Raw genomic sequence first — 14,933 nt, forward strand, 5'->3', positions numbered from 1 at the left:
ATTTGGGTCGTGAGCGCCAACGACAGCCCCAAGGGCCAGCCGAGCCAGACGTACGATTCCGCCTTCCTGAAGGCGTGCCGGCGGGAGCCGGTGCCGCACACGCCGGTGTGGTTCATGCGGCAGGCCGGGCGCTCCCTCCCCGAGTACCGCAAGGTCCGCGAGGGCACCGCGATGCTTGAGTCCTGCATGCGGCCCGACCTGGTCACCGAGATCACCCTGCAGCCGGTGCGGCGCCACAACGTCGACGCGGCGATCTTCTTCTCCGACATCGTGGTCCCGCTCAAGGCCATCGGCGTCGACCTGGACATCAAGCCGGGCGTCGGCCCCGTCGTCGCCCAGCCGATCCGCCGCCGCGAGGACCTCGCACAGCTGCGCGACCTCACCCCTGAGGACGTCGCGTACGTCACCGAGGCGATCGGCATGCTCACGGGTGAACTGGGCTCCACGCCGTTGATCGGTTTCGCGGGCGCGCCTTTCACCCTCGCGAGCTACCTGGTCGAGGGCGGCCCCTCGAAGAACCACGAGCACACCAAGGCCCTCATGTACGGGGACCCGCAGCTCTGGGCCGACCTGCTGGACCGCCTCGCGGAGATCACCTCCGCCTTCCTGAAGGTGCAGATCGAGGCCGGCGCCTCCGCGGTCCAGCTCTTCGACTCCTGGGTCGGCGCGCTCGCCCCGGCGGACTACCGCCGCTCCGTCATGCCCGCCTCGGCGAAGGTCCTGCAGTCCGTCGCCTCCTACGGGGTCCCCCGGATCCACTTCGGCGTGGGCACGGGCGAGCTCCTCGGCCTGATGGGCGAGGCCGGCGCGGACGTCGTGGGCGTCGACTACCGCGTCGCGCTCGACGAGGCGGCCCGCCGGGTCGGCCCGGGCAAGGCCCTCCAGGGCAACCTGGACCCGGCCGTGCTCTTCTCCACCACGGAGGCGGTCGAGGCCAAGACGGACGAGGTCCTCGCGGCGGCCGCCGGCCTGGAGGGCCACGTCTTCAACCTCGGCCACGGCGTCCTCCCGACGACCGACCCCGAGGCGCTGACCCGCCTGGTGGACTACGTCCACACCAAGACGGCTCGCTGAGAGACCTGCGGTAGTTCAGGGGGCTGCACTCGTTCGGGTGGCTCGGGCGGTAGTCCGGGGCACCCGGGACGGGCGCTCAGCGCCTCGTCTCGTACCTGGTCAGGATCACCCCGCAGGGAAGCGTCCGCGTCTGCACCAGGTTGAGGTTCACCCAGTTGTCCAGCGCGGTGAAGAACGGCGTGCCGCCGCCCACCAGGACCGGCGCGGTGGCCAGCACGTACTCGTCGACCAGCCCGGCCCGCACGGCCGCCCCGGCGAGCGTCGCGCCGCCGATGTCCATCGGGCCGCCGTCCTCGGCCTTGAGCCGGGTGATCTCGGCGACCGCGTCGCCGGTGACCAGGCGGGTGTTCCAGTCGACCTCGTCGATCGTCGAGGAGAACACCACCTTCGACATGTCCCGCCAACGGCGCGCGAACTCGATCTCCGCCGGGGTGGCGCCGGGCTGCTGGTCGCCGGTCGGCCAGTAGGAGCTCATCGTCTGCCACAGCTTGCGCCCGTACAGCGTCAGGTCGGTCGCCTGCAACTGGTCGGACCAGAACTGGAACAGCTCGTCGCTCGGCACGCTCCAGCCGATGTCGTCGCCGGGCGCGGCGATGTAGCCGTCCAGGGTCAGGTTCATGCCGTAGATGAGTTTCCGCATGGCGCCAGCCTTCCGTGAGTCGGTCCCACGCGTACAGACCGGCGCGCCGCGGGAAACTCGTCGGCGCGCGACACGCGGTCAGACACCCGCCGCGCGGACGGCGGAGACCGCTTTGCGGGCCGCCACCAGGACCGGGTCCCAGACCGGGGAGAACGGCGGGGCGTAGCCGAGGTCGAGCGAGACCACCTGCTCCACCGTCATGCCCGCCGTGAGGGCCACCGCCGCGACGTCCACCCGCTTCGCGGCGCCGGCGCCGCCGACGATCTGTACGCCGAGGAGTCGGCCCGTACGGCGCTCCGCCAGCATCTTCACCGTCATCTCCGCCGCGCCCGGGTAGTAGCCCGCCGTGTTGGTGGAGGTGATGGTGGCCGTCACGAAGCGCAGGCCCGCCTCCAGCGCGTCCCGCTCGCGCAGCCCCGTACGGGCGATCTCCAGGTCGCAGACCTTGCTGACCGCCGTGCCGACCACCCCCGGGAAGGTCGCGTAGCCGCCGCCCACGCCCGAGCCGATGATCTGGCCGTGCTTGTTGGCGTGGGTGCCCAGCGGGATGTGCCGGGTGCGGCCCGCGACCAGGTCGAGGACCTCCACGCAGTCGCCGCCCGCCCAGGCGTCCTCGTGGCCGCGCACGCGCATCGACAGGTCCGTGAGGATCCCGCCCGAGGGGCCGAGCGGTAGGCCGGCGGCGCGGGCCAGCGCCGTCCGCGGTTCCACGCCGATGCCGAGCACCACCACGTCCGCCGGGTACTCCTCACCGGCGGACGTCGCCACCGCGCGGGCCCGGCCCTCCTCGTCGGTGAGGATCCTGGTGACCTCGGCGCGCGAAACCGTGACGATACCCATGCGGTTCATCGCGGTGTGCACCAGGCCGCCCATGTCGGGGTCCAGCCCGGCCATCGGCTGCTCGCCCCGGTGCAGGACGGTCACCTCGTAGCCCCGCAGCACCAGGGCCTCGGCCATCTCCACACCGATGTAACCGGCGCCGACCACGACCGCCCGCCGGCCCCGCGTGCGCTCCAGCGAGTCCATGAGGCGCTGGCCGTCGTCCAGGGTCTGGATGCCGTGCACCCCGTGCGCCCCGATGCCGGGCAGGCGCGGGCGGACGGGCCGGGCACCCGTGGCCAGGACGAGCTTGTCGTAGTGCGTCCAGGATTCGGCTCCGCCGTCCAGATCGCGGGCGCGGACCCGGGACCCGGGCAGATCGAGCTCCACCACCTCGGTGCGGGTGCGCAGGTCGATGTCCCGGGCGCGGTGCTCCTCGGGGGTGCGGGCGATCAGGTCGTCGCGCTCGGCGACCAGGCCGCCGACCCAGTACGGGATGCCGCACGCCGAGTACGAGGTGAAGCGGCCGCGCTCGAAGGCGACGATCTCCAGCTCCTGCGGCCCCTTCAGCCTGCGGGCCTGCGACGCGGCGGACATCCCCGCCGCGTCGCCCCCGACCACCACCAGTCGTTGCGTCGCCATCGCCCGTACCGCCCCTTCACCACCGTCGACTGGTGAACACGCTACGGGCGAACGCGCGTTCAGTCCTGCACGTCGGCCTCGGTGTCCGGAGCCGGAGCCGTGGCCGGAGCGGGAGGCGCAGCCGGGGCCTCGGCCGCAGGCGCCTGCCGGGCCGCCGGCACCGGCACCCGCTTCGGGGTCAGGCCCGTCTTCGGACGCGCCGGACGCCACCGCCGGTACGCCCGGACCAGCGCCGCCACCACCGCGGCCGTCAGCAGGAACGGCAGGAGCGCCCCCAGCGCCACCATCAGGTAGCGCAGGATCCTCGTGAAGATCTCCCAGCCGCCGCTCAGCGCACCGAGGAAGGTGGGCTCCTCCTCCTTCTTCTTCTCCTCCACCACCGTGGCGGGCGCCGGCTCCGAGACCTCCAGCGTGATCGTGCCCATCGAGGTCTGGTCCTTCAGCGCCGTCTGCTGCGCCAGCAGCGACTCCAGGTCCGACTGACGCCGACTCAGCTCGCTCTCCAACATCACCACCTCGCTCAGCGCCGAGGCCTTGCCCATCATCTCCCGCACCCGCGCCACGCTCGCCTGCTGCGAGGAGACGCGGCTGCCGATGTCTGCCACCTTCTCGGTGACGTCCAGCGCTTCGACCTTGCGGTGCAGCAGCTTTCCGCTGCCCTCCATGGCGCCGAGCACGGCGTCGTAGCGCTCGCCGGGCACCCGCAGGGTCAATGTCGAGGTCATCCGGCCGTTCTCGGCGCGCTTGGTCGACTCGTTGCCGACGTACCCGCCCGCGCCGTCGGCCGCGGTACGGGCCGCGGCGAGCGTCTTCTGGACGTCCGTCGTCTCGATCCCGAGCGTCGCCGTACGGATGACGTTCGGGCGGACCGCGACCGGCGCCCCGTCGGTCTTGCCGGCCGAGTCAGCCGAGCCCGTCGAGCCCGCCGATCCCGCCGATCCCGCCGGGGCCGCCGCGGCGCCCTCCGCCCCCTCCCGGGCCTTCCCGTCCGCCGCGGGCGGCCGGGCCGCCGCCTTGTCGCTCGCGGAGCCCTGGTCGCTCGCACCGCAGCCGGTGAGCGTGAGAGCCCCGGCCAGGGAGAGGGCCGCCAGGGCCGCCGCCGCATGAGCACGCATCTTGTTAAACCCCCGATGATCGGCTGCTGTTGCCGTTTCGACGTACAGGGTCCCCTCGCGGGTTTCGTACGCGCGGTTCCGGGCCGGTCCCGATGCGGTCACGGTCCGGCCTCGGGGATGGGTCTGAGACGATGTGTCCATGCACGAAGCGGACATGCGTACGGATCAGCCGGTGAGCCCCACCCGGTCCAGCGGCTCCACCGGCCACGTCGTCGTCATCGGCGGCGGCATCGCGGGCCTCGCGGCGGCCCACCGGCTGCTCGCCGAAGGGGCCCGCGTCACGCTGCTGGAGGCCGGGCCGAGGCTCGGCGGCAAGCTGTACTCCGGCGAGCTCGCCGGGGCCCGAGTCGACCTCGGCGCCGAGTCCGTGCTCGCCCGCCGCCCCGAGGCCGTGGCCCTCGCCGAGGCCGTCGGACTGGCCGACGCCGTGCAGCCGCCCGCCACCGCCACCGCCCACCTGTGGACCCGCGGCGCGCTGCGGCCGATGCCGCGCGGCCATGTCATGGGCGTCCCCGGCGACCTCGGACCGCTCGCCGCCTCCGGGGTCCTCTCGGCAGAGGGCCTGGCCCGCATCGAGGCCGAGCGGACGCTGCCGCCCACCGAGATCGGCGAGGACGTCGCCGTCGGCGTGTACGTGGCCGCCCGTCTCGGCCGCGAGGTCGTCGACCGGCTCGTGGAACCGCTGCTCGGCGGGGTGTACGCGGGCGACGCCTACCGCATCTCCATGCGGGCCGCCGTACCCCAGCTCTTCGAAGCCGCCCGCACCCACGCCCTGCTGGGCGACGGCGTACGGGACATCCAGCGCAGGGCGCAGACCCAGCCCCAGCAGGCCGGCCCCGTCTTCGCCGGCATCGACGGAGGCATCGGGCGCCTCCCGCTCGCCGTGGCCGACGCCTGCCGCGCGGCCGGAGCGCGCATCGTCACCGGCGCCCCCGTCCGCGAGGTCCTTCGTACGGCTGAAGGCTGGCGCGTCGTGGCCGCCGAGGAGACCGTCGACGCCGACGGCGTCGTCCTGGCCGTCCCGGCCGGGCCCGCCGCCCGGCTGCTGGACACCCTCGCACCGGCCGCCGCCGCCGAACTGCACCAGGTCGAATACGCCTCGATGGCGCTGATCACCATGGCCTTCCGGCGCAGCGACCTGCCCGAGGCCGTCTCCGGCGGCGGCGCGAGCGGCTTCCTCGTACCGCCCGTCGACGGCAGGACCATCAAGGCGTCCACCTTCTCCAGCAACAAGTGGGCCTGGGCCGGCGCCGACCCCGACCTCTTCCTGCTGCGCACCTCCGTCGGCCGGTACGCCGACGAGCGCGACCTGGAGCGCGAGGACGGCGAACTCGTCGACGTGTCCCTCGCCGACCTCGGCGAGGCGGTGGGTCTGACGGCCCGGCCGGTCGCCTCCACCGTCACCCGCTGGGACGGCGGGCTGCCCCAGTACCCGGTCGGCCACCTCGGCCGGGTCGCCCGGATCCGCGGCGCCGTCGAGGCCCTGCCCGGCCTCGCGGTGTGCGGCGCGCTCTACGACGGCGTGGGCATTCCCGCCTGCATCGCGAGCGCCGGCCGGGCCGCGGACGCGGTCATCGCCGCGCTCGCTGCGCGTACGGCACCCCTGGCGCCGACCACTGATCAGCGCACGGGACAATAGGCACATGACTGCACCAGAGAAGATTCCCAACGCGGGGAAGAAGGCGAAGGACCTCAACGAGGTCATCCGCTACACCCTGTGGTCCGTCTTCAAGCTGAAGGACGTCCTGCCGGAGGACCGCGCCGGTTTCGCCGACGAGGTCCAGGAGCTGTTCGACCAGCTGGCCGCCAAGGACATCACCGTCCGCGGCACCTATGACGTCTCCGGCCTGCGCGCCGACGCCGACATCATGATCTGGTGGCACGCGGAGACCGCGGACGAGCTGCAGACCGCGTACAACCTGTTCCGCCGTACCAAGCTGGGCCGCGCGATGGAGCCGGTGTGGTCGAACATGGCCCTGCACCGCCCGGCCGAGTTCAACAAGTCGCACATTCCGGCCTTCCTGGCCGACGAGGTCGCCCGCGACTACGTCAGCGTCTACCCCTTCGTCCGCAGCTACGACTGGTACCTGCTGCCCGACGAGGACCGCCGCCGCATGCTCGCCGACCACGGCAAGATGGCCCGCGGCTACCCTGACGTACGCGCCAACACCGTCGCCTCCTTCTCGCTGGGCGACTACGAGTGGATGCTGGCCTTCGAGGCGGACGAGCTGTACCGCATCGTCGACCTCATGCGTCACCTGCGTGCCTCCGAGGCCCGTATGCACGTCCGTGAAGAGGTGCCCTTCTACACCGGGCGCCGCAAGTCCGTCGCCGACCTGGTGGCCGGGCTCGCCTGATACCTCCCCTGGGGGGAAGGACCGGAGGACGACCACACCGTCAGGTGAGTGCCTCCGGTGGATCGGGAGGCACAGCCCCCGAAACGACGCAGCCGGAGATCCCGCCCGGAAGTTCAGACGACCGGCGGCAGCAGTGCCCTGCGGGCGCTCGCTGCCCGGTCGTCCAGCGACACCGGTGCGGGCTCCGGATGCGGCGCGCAACGGACGCGCCACCCCGGGGTGGCGCCCGTCAGCAGATACCGCTCCACGTGCCGGTCCACGCACCCGTTGCGTCCGCCGGCCACACCGTGGGAGCCGGCCCCCGCCTCCGTCACCAGTGAGGCCTGCGCACCGAGCCGCCGCTGGAGTTCCAGCGCACCCGGGTACGGGGTCGCGCCGTCGCGTTCCGCCGCGACCACGAGGGTGCGCGGCAGCCGCTCGGGCTGGGAACCAACCGCCACCGGCGAGCGCCGTCCGCGCACCGGCCAGGAGGCGCACGGCAGGTTGAGGAAGGCGTTCGCCCAGGTCTCGAAGGGCGCCGTACGGGCCAGCTCGGTGTGGTCGCGGTCCCAGGTCCCCCAGTCCGCGGGCCAGGAGGCGTCGTTGCACAGCACCGCCGTGTAGACGGCCGTCGCGTTCTCGGCCTCGGCCGCCGCCGCCGGGTCGGGGGCGGCCTGGGCGGCCAGCACCGAGGGATCGCCGCGCAGGAACGCGGCCAGGGCCGCCGCCCGGTCCGGCCAGACGTCGTCGTAGTACGCGGCCTGGAGGAAGGCGGCCCGCAGTTCGCCCGTCCCGACGGTCCCGCCGGCGGGGGTGCCGGCCACCGCGTCGCGGACCCGCTCGTAGCCCTCCTGCACCGCCGCGGGGGTGGCGCCGAGCCCGTACGTCGCGTGGTGGCGGGCGACCCAGGCGCGGAAGTCGTGCCAGCGGCCCTCGAACCCGCGCGACTGGTCGAGGTTGTTGCGGTACCAGACGCGGCGCGGATCGGGATCGACCGCCGAGTCGAGGACCATCCGGCGGACGTGGCCCGGGTACAGGGTGGCGTAGACGGCGCCGAGGTAGGTGCCGTACGCCCATGAAGGTCAGCTTCTCCTCGCCGAGCGCGGCGCGCAGCACGTGCAGGTCACGGGCATTGTCCACGGTGGTGTAGTGCCGCAGGGCCGCTCCGGTCCGGCGGGCACAGCCGCGGGCGTACTCCCGGGCCTGCGCGAGGCGTTGCCTCTTGTACGCGGGGGAGGGGCGGACCGGCTCCTGGGTGGGGCCCTGCGCGCGGGCCGCAGGGTCCCGGCAGGACAGCGGGGCCGAGCGTCCGACACCGCGCGGGGCGTAGCCCACGAGGTCGTAGGCGGCGGCGAGCCGCTCCCAGCCGGGGAGGCCGGCGACGAGCGGGAAGTACATCCCGGAGGCACCGGGGCCGCCCGGGTTCTGCACGAGCGCGCCCTGGCGGGCGGCGCCGCGGGCCCCGGTGGCGGAGGCCCGGCTGACGGTGAGGGAGATCTGCGGGCCGTCGGGACGGGCGTAGTCGAGCGGGACGCGCAGCGTGGCGCACCGGACGGTCGACGGCAGTGCCTCGGCGGCGGGGCAGGTACGGAAGTCCAGACCGGCGGCGCCGCCGCCCCGGGAGGCGGCGGCGAGGGCCGCGCGGCGGGCGACGAGCGCGGCGCCGGCGCTCGCGGCGTCGGTGTTCTGCGCGGCGGTGTTCTGCGTGTCGGCGCTCCGCGCGTCGACGACCGGGGCCCGCGGGACGGGTGCGGCTGCGGCGGTGGGCGTGCCCAGGGTGAGGAGGAGGACGGCCGCGACGGCTTCGTGGCGTGCGGTTCTCGTGCGCATGACGGCCCTGCCTCTCATCGGATGAACCGATGAGAGGCAGGCGATGCCACCCTTGTAAAGGATCACCGGCCGGTGTCGGCTGCCGTGACCCGGACGCCGTATCAGGAACTGCTGGAACAGCTGGAACTGCTCGAACTCGAACAGCTGGAGCCGGAGGAGGAAGAGCTGCTGCAGCTGGAGCCGGAGGAGGAGCTGCCGCAGCCCGAACCGCCGCCGCCCGAGCAGCTGGAGCCGCTGCCTGCGCAGCCACCGCCGGAGGCCCCGCAGCCCGAGCCGGAGGACCCGCAGCCCGAACCACCGCTCCCGCCACCCCCGTCGCTCATGGCGCACCACAGCACCGGCAGCAGCTCCGGCGAGGAGCCGGACGACGAGGTGTGCGGGTGGTGGTGGGGGCGCGCCCCCGACTGGGCCGCCGCCAGCCGGGTGCTGCGCGCGGCGGGCACCAGTTGCTGGCGCAGGAACGGGTCCCGCAGGCCGCGCAGGCCGAAGAGCGCGGTCTGCACGTGGGGGGTGCGGTCGTGCACGTACGCGGAACGCAGGGCGAGCAGCGCCCGCAGCCCGGCCGGGGTGACCCGGTTGCGGGCCCGGGCCATGCAGAGCAGGCCCACGACGACGCCCCCGAACAGTCCGGGCGCCACCACCACGATGAACGGCACGCCAGGACCGGAGTCGAGGGCGAAGCCCACGACGGTCAGCGGGATCGACGCCACCAGCCAGACCGCGCACACGACGGCCTGGATCAGGCCCCAGCGGCGCCAGGTCCGGCCGCTGCCGGGCGGGGCGATCAGCCCGCGGGCGGCCAGCGCGTCCCCGACCTCCTGGACGGCCGGATCGCACATGGCGGCGTAGCGCACCTGGTAGAGCCACCCCGAGGGGGCTCCGGCGTGGGCCTGGAGCACGGCGCGTTCGGCGGGGTCGGCTGCCCGCGCCCCGGGGCGTACCTGGACGATGCCGGGACCGCCGACGACCAGCCGGCCGTCCCCGAGCATCGAGACGAGCGCGCTGTCCACGACGGTCCCGGGGCCGCCCACCACGAACGCGGCCTCGGACAGGTCGTGGAGGCCGGCCGACGGGCCCGTCGGCGTGGGCCGGGCCCGGCGCAGCCCGCGCACGAGCAGGACGGAGGAGACGATGACGGCGATCCAGATCGCGAGGGCGAGGATGTTCACGCTGCCCTCCCCGCGAGCGCCCGGGCCCAGCGCACGATGCGGCGCGGCGGCCTGGCCCCCGCCCGTTCCCGCCACCAGGCGGTGAGCCGGCGCCGCGCGGCCGGGTCGGCCGGCAGGTCCTGGATCAGCAGGTGCTCGGCGAAGTCCAGCGCGTCCCGGCGGTATCCGGCGGTCATGGGCCGGCGCTTGGCGTACGCCAGGAAGGCCTCGCGGTACGGGCCGCGGCCGCCGAGGATCCCGGGCAGCTCCGGGGCCACCTTGGCGACCACGTCGGCCCGCTTGGCCGCCAGCGCCCGCACCTGCACGCGGACGCGCGCGCGGTCGAAGCCCTCGGGCACGGGGGTGCCGGCCACGAGAGCGGAGAGCAGGGCGGCCTGCCCGAGCGCCACCCGGGTCCGAGCGGCCTCCCCGGCGTCCCCCGACTCCCCGCCCGCCCCGGCTACGGGCTGCGCCCCGGCTACGGGTTGCGCTCCGGGCACGGGCTTCGGTCTGGCTACGGGCTGCGCCCCGGGCACGGGCCTCGGTCCGGCCGCGGGTTGCGCCCCGGCCTCGGGCTCCGGCCCGGCCCCGGGCTCCGGCCCGGCCTCAGGCTCCGGCCCGGCCCCGGGCTGCGTTCCGGCCTCCGGTTCCGCCCCGGGCACGGGTTCCGCCCCGGGCACGGGTTCCGCCCCGGCCGCGGGCTGCGCCGCGGCTACGGGCTGCGCCGCGGCTACGGGCTGCGCCGCGGCTACGGGCTGCGCCGCGGCTACGGGCTGCGCCCTGGCTACGGGCTGCGCCCCGGCCATGGGCTCCTGCCCGGATCCCGGCTCCTGCCCGGTCAGCGGCCCGGTCGCTGCTGCGCGTGCGCGGAACGGTGCAGGGCCGCGTACGGTGTCCGGCGTGCCCGCCCCCGGCAGGGCCGGTGCTGCCGCGCCCGTGCGGCCGGCCGTCACCACCGCGCGGATCGCCGCCAGTTCGCCCGCCAGCTCCGCCTCGGGCGGGAAGTCGTCGTCGCGCTCCAGCAGGACACCCGCCGGCTCCACCCGGGAGCGCAGCTCGGCCAGCAGGTCGAGGACCACCGGCGGTACGGGGTGCGCGTGGGTGTCGTGCCAGACACCGCCCCGCTCGACGCCGCCCGCCACGTGCACGTACGCCAGCGCCTCCAGCGGGATCGCGTCCAGGACTGCGGCCGGGTCCTCGCCCCGGTTCACCCGGTTGGTGTGCAGGTTGGCCACGTCGATGAGCAGCCGGACCCCGGTCCGCTCGACCAGCTCCGTCAGGAACTGCCCCTCCGTCATCTCCTCGCCCGGCCACGAGAACAGCGCGGCGATGTTCTCCAGCGCCAGCGGCACCGGCAGCGCCTCCTGGGCGATCGTCACGTTCTCGCACAGCACGTCCAACGCGTCGCGGGTGCGCGGCACCGGCAGCAGGTGCCCGGCCTCCAGCAGCGGCGAGGAGGTCCGTACGAAGGCGATGTGCTCGGTGACGAGCGGCGCCCCCAGCGCCACCGCCCGCTCGCCGAGCGCCGCCAGCTTCTCCGGGTCCGGGCGGTCGGCGCCGCCGAGGCCGAGCGAGACCCCGTGCGGCACGATCCGCGTGCCGCGCTCGCGCAGCCGCCGGAGGGCCTCGGGCAGGTGGCCCGGACAGATGTTCTCGGCCACCACCTCGACCCAGTCCAGGCCGTCCAGCCGCTCGACGGCGTCCGCGATCTCCGGCCGCCAGCCGATGCCCACCCCCAGGTGTGCCATGGGCTTCATGTCCCCTTGCCCCCTCTCTTCGTACCGTGTGCGGATGTCATGGCCCCGACGCAGTCGCGCCAACCCGCACGAGGGGACGTTCAGAGCAACATTTGAGGTTCCCGGCGGCCCGCCCAGGCCGCCGGGAAAGCCGTCAGAGGCGTCAGAGGCGGGCCCGCAGCGCCGGATGGTCGGCCACGACCGTTGCGCTGCCCGGGGCGATCTCGGTGAACCCGGCATCGCGGACCACCGGCAGCCCGCTCCCGCTCAGCTCCGCCCACCGCCCGCGCGCGGCGGTCCGTACGGCCAGCCGGAAGCCCGACTCCTGCCAGGCGGCCCGCTCCGCACCCGTCAGCTCCCACCACGCCAGCTGCGCCGCGTGCCCGGCCTGGGCCATCGCCTTGCCGGCCGACATGTCGAGGTCCGGGTTGAGCCACAGCACCGGCAGACCGGAGCCCTCGGCCGAGGGGACCGGTCCCGGGTCGTCGAGGTCGGTGCCCGACACCTGTAGCTTGGCCAGCTCCTTGGGCCAGCCGTCGAGGGGCACCGGCGGGAAGACCCGGACCTGTGCGGCGTCGCCGTGGACCGTGACGCCCGGCAGGGTCTCCGCCTTGCGCCACTCCGCCCCGCGCGCCCGCCGCACCACCTTGCGGATCCGCGCGTCCTGCCAGTCGCGGACCGCCTGCGCCCACTCGCCTTCGCCCTGCGCCCGCTCGTCGGTGAGCAGCACCAGCACCGCCCGGGCGGCGGTCTCCAGGGCGTCGGTCCGGGCGGGCGGCTCCGCCTTCTCGATGCGCACCACCAGCGGCAGGACGAACTGCGGGGCCTCGTCGCGTAGTACGTGCTCCCGCCGGAAGGCGCTGTCGGCCCCGACCGCCGGTACGGCCGAGGTGTCGTTCGTGTGCTGGCTGCTCATCCCGCCAAGGATGCCAGGCTCCGACCTGAGGAGGATGTCCCGGGTGGCGGGCCCGGGTGAGGATCGAGGCCATGAAGAGTGACCTTATCGACGCACTCGCCGTGTCCCCCGCAGGTCGCGTCTCATAGCTAACCCACCGCCAGCCCACCCGTGTCTCGTACCGGGTAGGGTCCGGTGTCGCATTCCAGAGCGCGCAGACCCTCACGCAATGGCCAGCATCACATCAATACGGGTGAACGCCGCAGTGGTCTGGGCCCGCGTGCCGGACGCTCATGCCTGCCCCGGGCCTTGGAGTCCGTTCCGGCGCGGATGTGACCCGAGGGCGTGTGCTCCGCCCTCGGCGGGGCGCCCCGGCGCTAGGGTCCGTCAGATCACCGGCGGGCGGCCCAGCCGGGCCATCCGCCACACCGTCCGCCACCGCATGGGCCGCCGGGGCGGGCACGGCACCCGTACCCCCTCGAAGAAGCCGGCCCACCAGGCTGCCAGGCCGGAAAGCGGGGGCCGCTGCGCGAGCGTGTACGCGGCCCAGGTGGCAAGGTAGACCGGGACCAGGACGGCGGGCAGGTGCCGTTTGGCCAGCCAGACCCGGTTCCGGCCGGTGTTGCGGTAGTAGACCGCGTGCCGGGACGCCTCGGTGCGGGGGTGTTGCAGCACCATGTCCGCCCGGTAGTCGATCTCCCAGTCGGCGTCCAGCGCCCGCCAGGCGAAGTCCGTTTCCTCGTGGGCGTAGAAGAACTGGGTGGGGAACTCGCCTACCTGGTCGATGACGCTCATGCGGATGGCGTGGCCGCCGCCGAGGAACGTCGTCACCGGGCCGGACACCAGTGGGTTCTTGCCGCCCAGACGGGGGACGTGCCTGCGCTGACTCGCCCCGGTCTCGTCCGCGATGCGGAACCCGGCGATACCCAGGCGCGGGTTGTCGGCGAACGCCTCCCGGACCAGTTGGAAGGTGTTGGTCCGGGGCAACAGGCCGTCGTCGTCCAAGACCACTACGACGTCCACGCCGCCCCGTTCGCGCAGCCACTGCACGCCGGCGTTCCGGCCGCCGGGGATGCCCAGGTTCTCCGGCAGCTCGACACCGTCCACGCCGTCCGGGAGGGGTGGGAGTTTCACTCCCTGGGTGAGGACCACGACGGCTGCCGGATCGCCTTCCTGAGCGGCCACCGAGGCCAGCAGCGCCCCCAGTTCTGCGGGCCGGTCACCCATGGTCAGGACCACAACCCCGATCTTCGGCATTTCGCTGTCCGTTCCTTTCACGCCTGGTTCTTGAGTAGTTCGGTGGCGCGCTGGTTCAGGCTCGCCGCACCGGCCACACCGCGCTTGCGGTACCGGGACGCCGCCGCTTGGATCTCCCTGACAGCCTGCCTGTTGCGGTCGGAGACCACGCCACCCATGAAATCCAGGGACCGGGCCCACAAGCCCACGGCTTCCTCGTGGCGGTGCTGCCCGGCCACCGACCGCCCCAAGTTGGCCATGGTCAGCCCGTGCTTGAGCTGGTACGTGCCCGGTGTGCGGCCCGCCAGGGCCCGCCGGTAGTGCCGTTCGGCTGCCGTGTGGTCCTTCATCGCGGTCAGGGTCTTGCCCATGTGCGAGGCGACCGTGGCCGCCACCGGCCCCGAGGCGGCGGCGTAGTCCGGGACGGCCTCCCGCGTGTCCATCACGGCGTCCTCGGCTGCCAGCAGCGCACGCGCCGCCTTCGCGCCCTGGCCGCCGGCCCCGTACGCTCTGGCGCACGTCACCAACAGCAGGGCCTCGGTCTGCCGGTCGACCTTCCCCGCCGCCCGGTGCAGCGCCGCTTCGGCAAGCTCAGGGCACGATCCGGGGTGGCCCAGGTCAAGGGCCTGGTGGGTGAGGGCCCGCATCATCCACGCGGCGTGGCCGTTCGGGTCGGCCTCGCAGGCGAGCTGGTAGCCCAGCAGGTAGTACCTCTGGGCGGCGCCCTCCCGGCCGAGGTCGTGGTGTTTCCAGCCGGCCAGGCAGGCCAGCTGGGCCGCCGCCCCGAACGCCTCGGAGCGGACCGTGGCGGAGGGGAACCGGGCGGTCAGCATCGGTGCGACGGTGTCGGTCAGGTAGGCGGTGACGGTGGTCAGGCCGTGGCCGCCGCCCATGCGTTCGTCCACGCTGCGGAAGGTCTCGGTGAGCTGGCGGACCGTGGTCACCTCGGCGGGGCCGATGTTGCCGCCGGTCTCGGCCCCTTTGAGCGTCGCGGCGACCGCTTCGTGGTCGTAGGCCAAGGGCAGGCCGACGGCGGCGGCGGTGAACGCAGCGCCGAGGAAGTCGCGGCGACGTTGCATGACGGATCTCCCGAGATCGGCGATGACGGCCAGTGGATCGGCTTCCATGACCCCGCCGGCTTCGCAGCCTAGACCGATCTCGGCGACCGTCACCCGCCGCTTCGTCCGTCTCGTGAGGGCCTCGGCGATGTAGAACGGCGTCTGGCCGGAAGGTGTACCGCCGGCGACCCAGTAGGCGACGGCCGACGGCCCGGTACTCAACCGCTGGCCGGCCTCGGCTGACACAGAGCGGATTTCCCTGGCCAGCGCGTAGTACGTGGCCCCGGACTCGGCGATCACGTCCGCTAACGCGCTGTTCGGTGTCCGGTCCCCTGCCAACGTCGGCCCCCTCGGAAGCGATCTTGAACGGGTTGAACGGGTTGCCTCTTCGCCCACGGTACTCA

At 74.1% G+C, this 14,933-nt stretch carries 11 protein-coding genes and 1 pseudogene; 3 read left to right on the forward strand and 9 right to left on the reverse strand.

What is annotated here, in order from left to right; genetic code table 11:
• The first annotated feature begins 9 nt into the window (after nt 1-9).
• Nucleotides 10-1,074: a uroporphyrinogen decarboxylase gene (hemE, locus tag ACFWFZ_RS18240; protein ID WP_387123462.1), complete on the forward strand. Its 1,065-nt coding sequence runs from the start codon at nt 10-12 to the stop codon at nt 1,072-1,074.
• Between the two features lie 76 nt (nt 1,075-1,150).
• On the opposite strand, the gene ACFWFZ_RS18245 is transcribed toward hemE, so the two are convergent.
• The 3 genes from ACFWFZ_RS18245 to ACFWFZ_RS18255 form a co-directional block, all read right to left on the reverse strand.
• Nucleotides 1,151-1,714 (reverse strand): dihydrofolate reductase family protein, encoded by a 564-nt coding sequence (locus ACFWFZ_RS18245; protein ID WP_387123464.1) that lies wholly within the window; start codon nt 1,712-1,714, stop codon nt 1,151-1,153.
• A 78-nt stretch (nt 1,715-1,792) separates the two neighbouring features.
• Nucleotides 1,793-3,175, reverse strand: coding sequence for an FAD-dependent oxidoreductase (locus ACFWFZ_RS18250; RefSeq protein ID WP_387123466.1), 1,383 nt, complete (start codon nt 3,173-3,175; stop codon nt 1,793-1,795).
• A gap of 59 nt (nt 3,176-3,234) precedes the next feature.
• Entirely contained in the window at nt 3,235-4,290 is a 1,056-nt protein-coding gene (locus ACFWFZ_RS18255) for a DUF4349 domain-containing protein (protein ID WP_387123468.1), read from the reverse strand.
• Nucleotides 4,291-4,429: 139 nt separating this feature from the next.
• Between ACFWFZ_RS18255 and hemG the strand changes: the two genes are divergently transcribed.
• The gene (gene hemG, locus ACFWFZ_RS18260; RefSeq protein ID WP_387123470.1) at nt 4,430-5,929 is read left to right on the forward strand and encodes a protoporphyrinogen oxidase; all 1,500 of its coding nucleotides are present in this window, start codon (nt 4,430-4,432) and stop codon (nt 5,927-5,929) included.
• Nucleotides 5,930-5,933: 4 nt separating this feature from the next.
• On the forward strand, nt 5,934-6,647 hold the full coding sequence (hemQ, locus tag ACFWFZ_RS18265) for a hydrogen peroxide-dependent heme synthase (protein ID WP_387123472.1): 714 nt from the start codon (nt 5,934-5,936) through the stop codon (nt 6,645-6,647).
• Nucleotides 6,648-6,760: 113 nt separating this feature from the next.
• Here the strand turns inward: hemQ and ACFWFZ_RS18270 are convergent.
• The 6 genes and pseudogenes from ACFWFZ_RS18270 to ACFWFZ_RS18295 form a co-directional block, all read right to left on the reverse strand.
• Nucleotides 6,761-8,456, reverse strand: a pseudogene (locus ACFWFZ_RS18270) (alpha/beta hydrolase).
• Between the two features lie 101 nt (nt 8,457-8,557).
• A complete protein-coding gene (locus ACFWFZ_RS18275) occupies nt 8,558-9,625 on the reverse strand; it encodes a TIGR04222 domain-containing membrane protein (RefSeq protein ID WP_387123474.1) in 1,068 nt (355 codons plus the stop codon).
• Nucleotides 9,622-11,361: a DUF692 family multinuclear iron-containing protein gene (locus ACFWFZ_RS18280; RefSeq protein ID WP_387123476.1), complete on the reverse strand. Its 1,740-nt coding sequence runs from the start codon at nt 11,359-11,361 to the stop codon at nt 9,622-9,624. Before ACFWFZ_RS18280 ends, ACFWFZ_RS18275 begins: the two co-directional genes overlap by 4 nt.
• A gap of 142 nt (nt 11,362-11,503) precedes the next feature.
• Entirely contained in the window at nt 11,504-12,256 is a 753-nt protein-coding gene (locus tag ACFWFZ_RS18285) for an aminoacyl-tRNA hydrolase (RefSeq protein WP_387123477.1), read from the reverse strand.
• 366 nt (nt 12,257-12,622) lie between these two features.
• A complete protein-coding gene (locus ACFWFZ_RS18290; protein WP_387123479.1) occupies nt 12,623-13,492 on the reverse strand; it encodes a glycosyltransferase family 2 protein in 870 nt (289 codons plus the stop codon).
• Between the two features lie 17 nt (nt 13,493-13,509).
• A complete protein-coding gene (locus tag ACFWFZ_RS18295; RefSeq protein ID WP_387123481.1) occupies nt 13,510-14,868 on the reverse strand; it encodes a tetratricopeptide repeat protein in 1,359 nt (452 codons plus the stop codon).
• Nucleotides 14,869-14,933 lie beyond the last annotated feature (65 nt).

Source organism: Streptomyces sp. NPDC060232 (assembly GCF_042726555.1).
Classification (GTDB): Bacteria; Actinomycetota; Actinomycetes; order Streptomycetales; family Streptomycetaceae; genus Streptomyces.

Coding starts and splice junctions, on each gene's coding strand:
- ACFWFZ_RS18245 (WP_387123464.1), bottom strand. CDS start 1,714: ATGCGGAAACTCATCTACGGCATGAACCTGACCCTGGACGGCTACATC.
- ACFWFZ_RS18250 (WP_387123466.1), bottom strand. CDS start 3,175: ATGGCGACGCAACGACTGGTGGTGGTCGGGGGCGACGCGGCGGGGATG.
- ACFWFZ_RS18255 (WP_387123468.1), bottom strand. CDS start 4,290: ATGCGTGCTCATGCGGCGGCGGCCCTGGCGGCCCTCTCCCTGGCCGGG.
- hemG (WP_387123470.1), top strand. CDS start 4,430: ATGCACGAAGCGGACATGCGTACGGATCAGCCGGTGAGCCCCACCCGG.
- hemQ (WP_387123472.1), top strand. CDS start 5,934: ATGACTGCACCAGAGAAGATTCCCAACGCGGGGAAGAAGGCGAAGGAC.
- ACFWFZ_RS18280 (WP_387123476.1), bottom strand. CDS start 11,361: ATGAAGCCCATGGCACACCTGGGGGTGGGCATCGGCTGGCGGCCGGAG.
- ACFWFZ_RS18285 (WP_387123477.1), bottom strand. CDS start 12,256: ATGAGCAGCCAGCACACGAACGACACCTCGGCCGTACCGGCGGTCGGG.
- ACFWFZ_RS18290 (WP_387123479.1), bottom strand. CDS start 13,492: ATGCCGAAGATCGGGGTTGTGGTCCTGACCATGGGTGACCGGCCCGCA.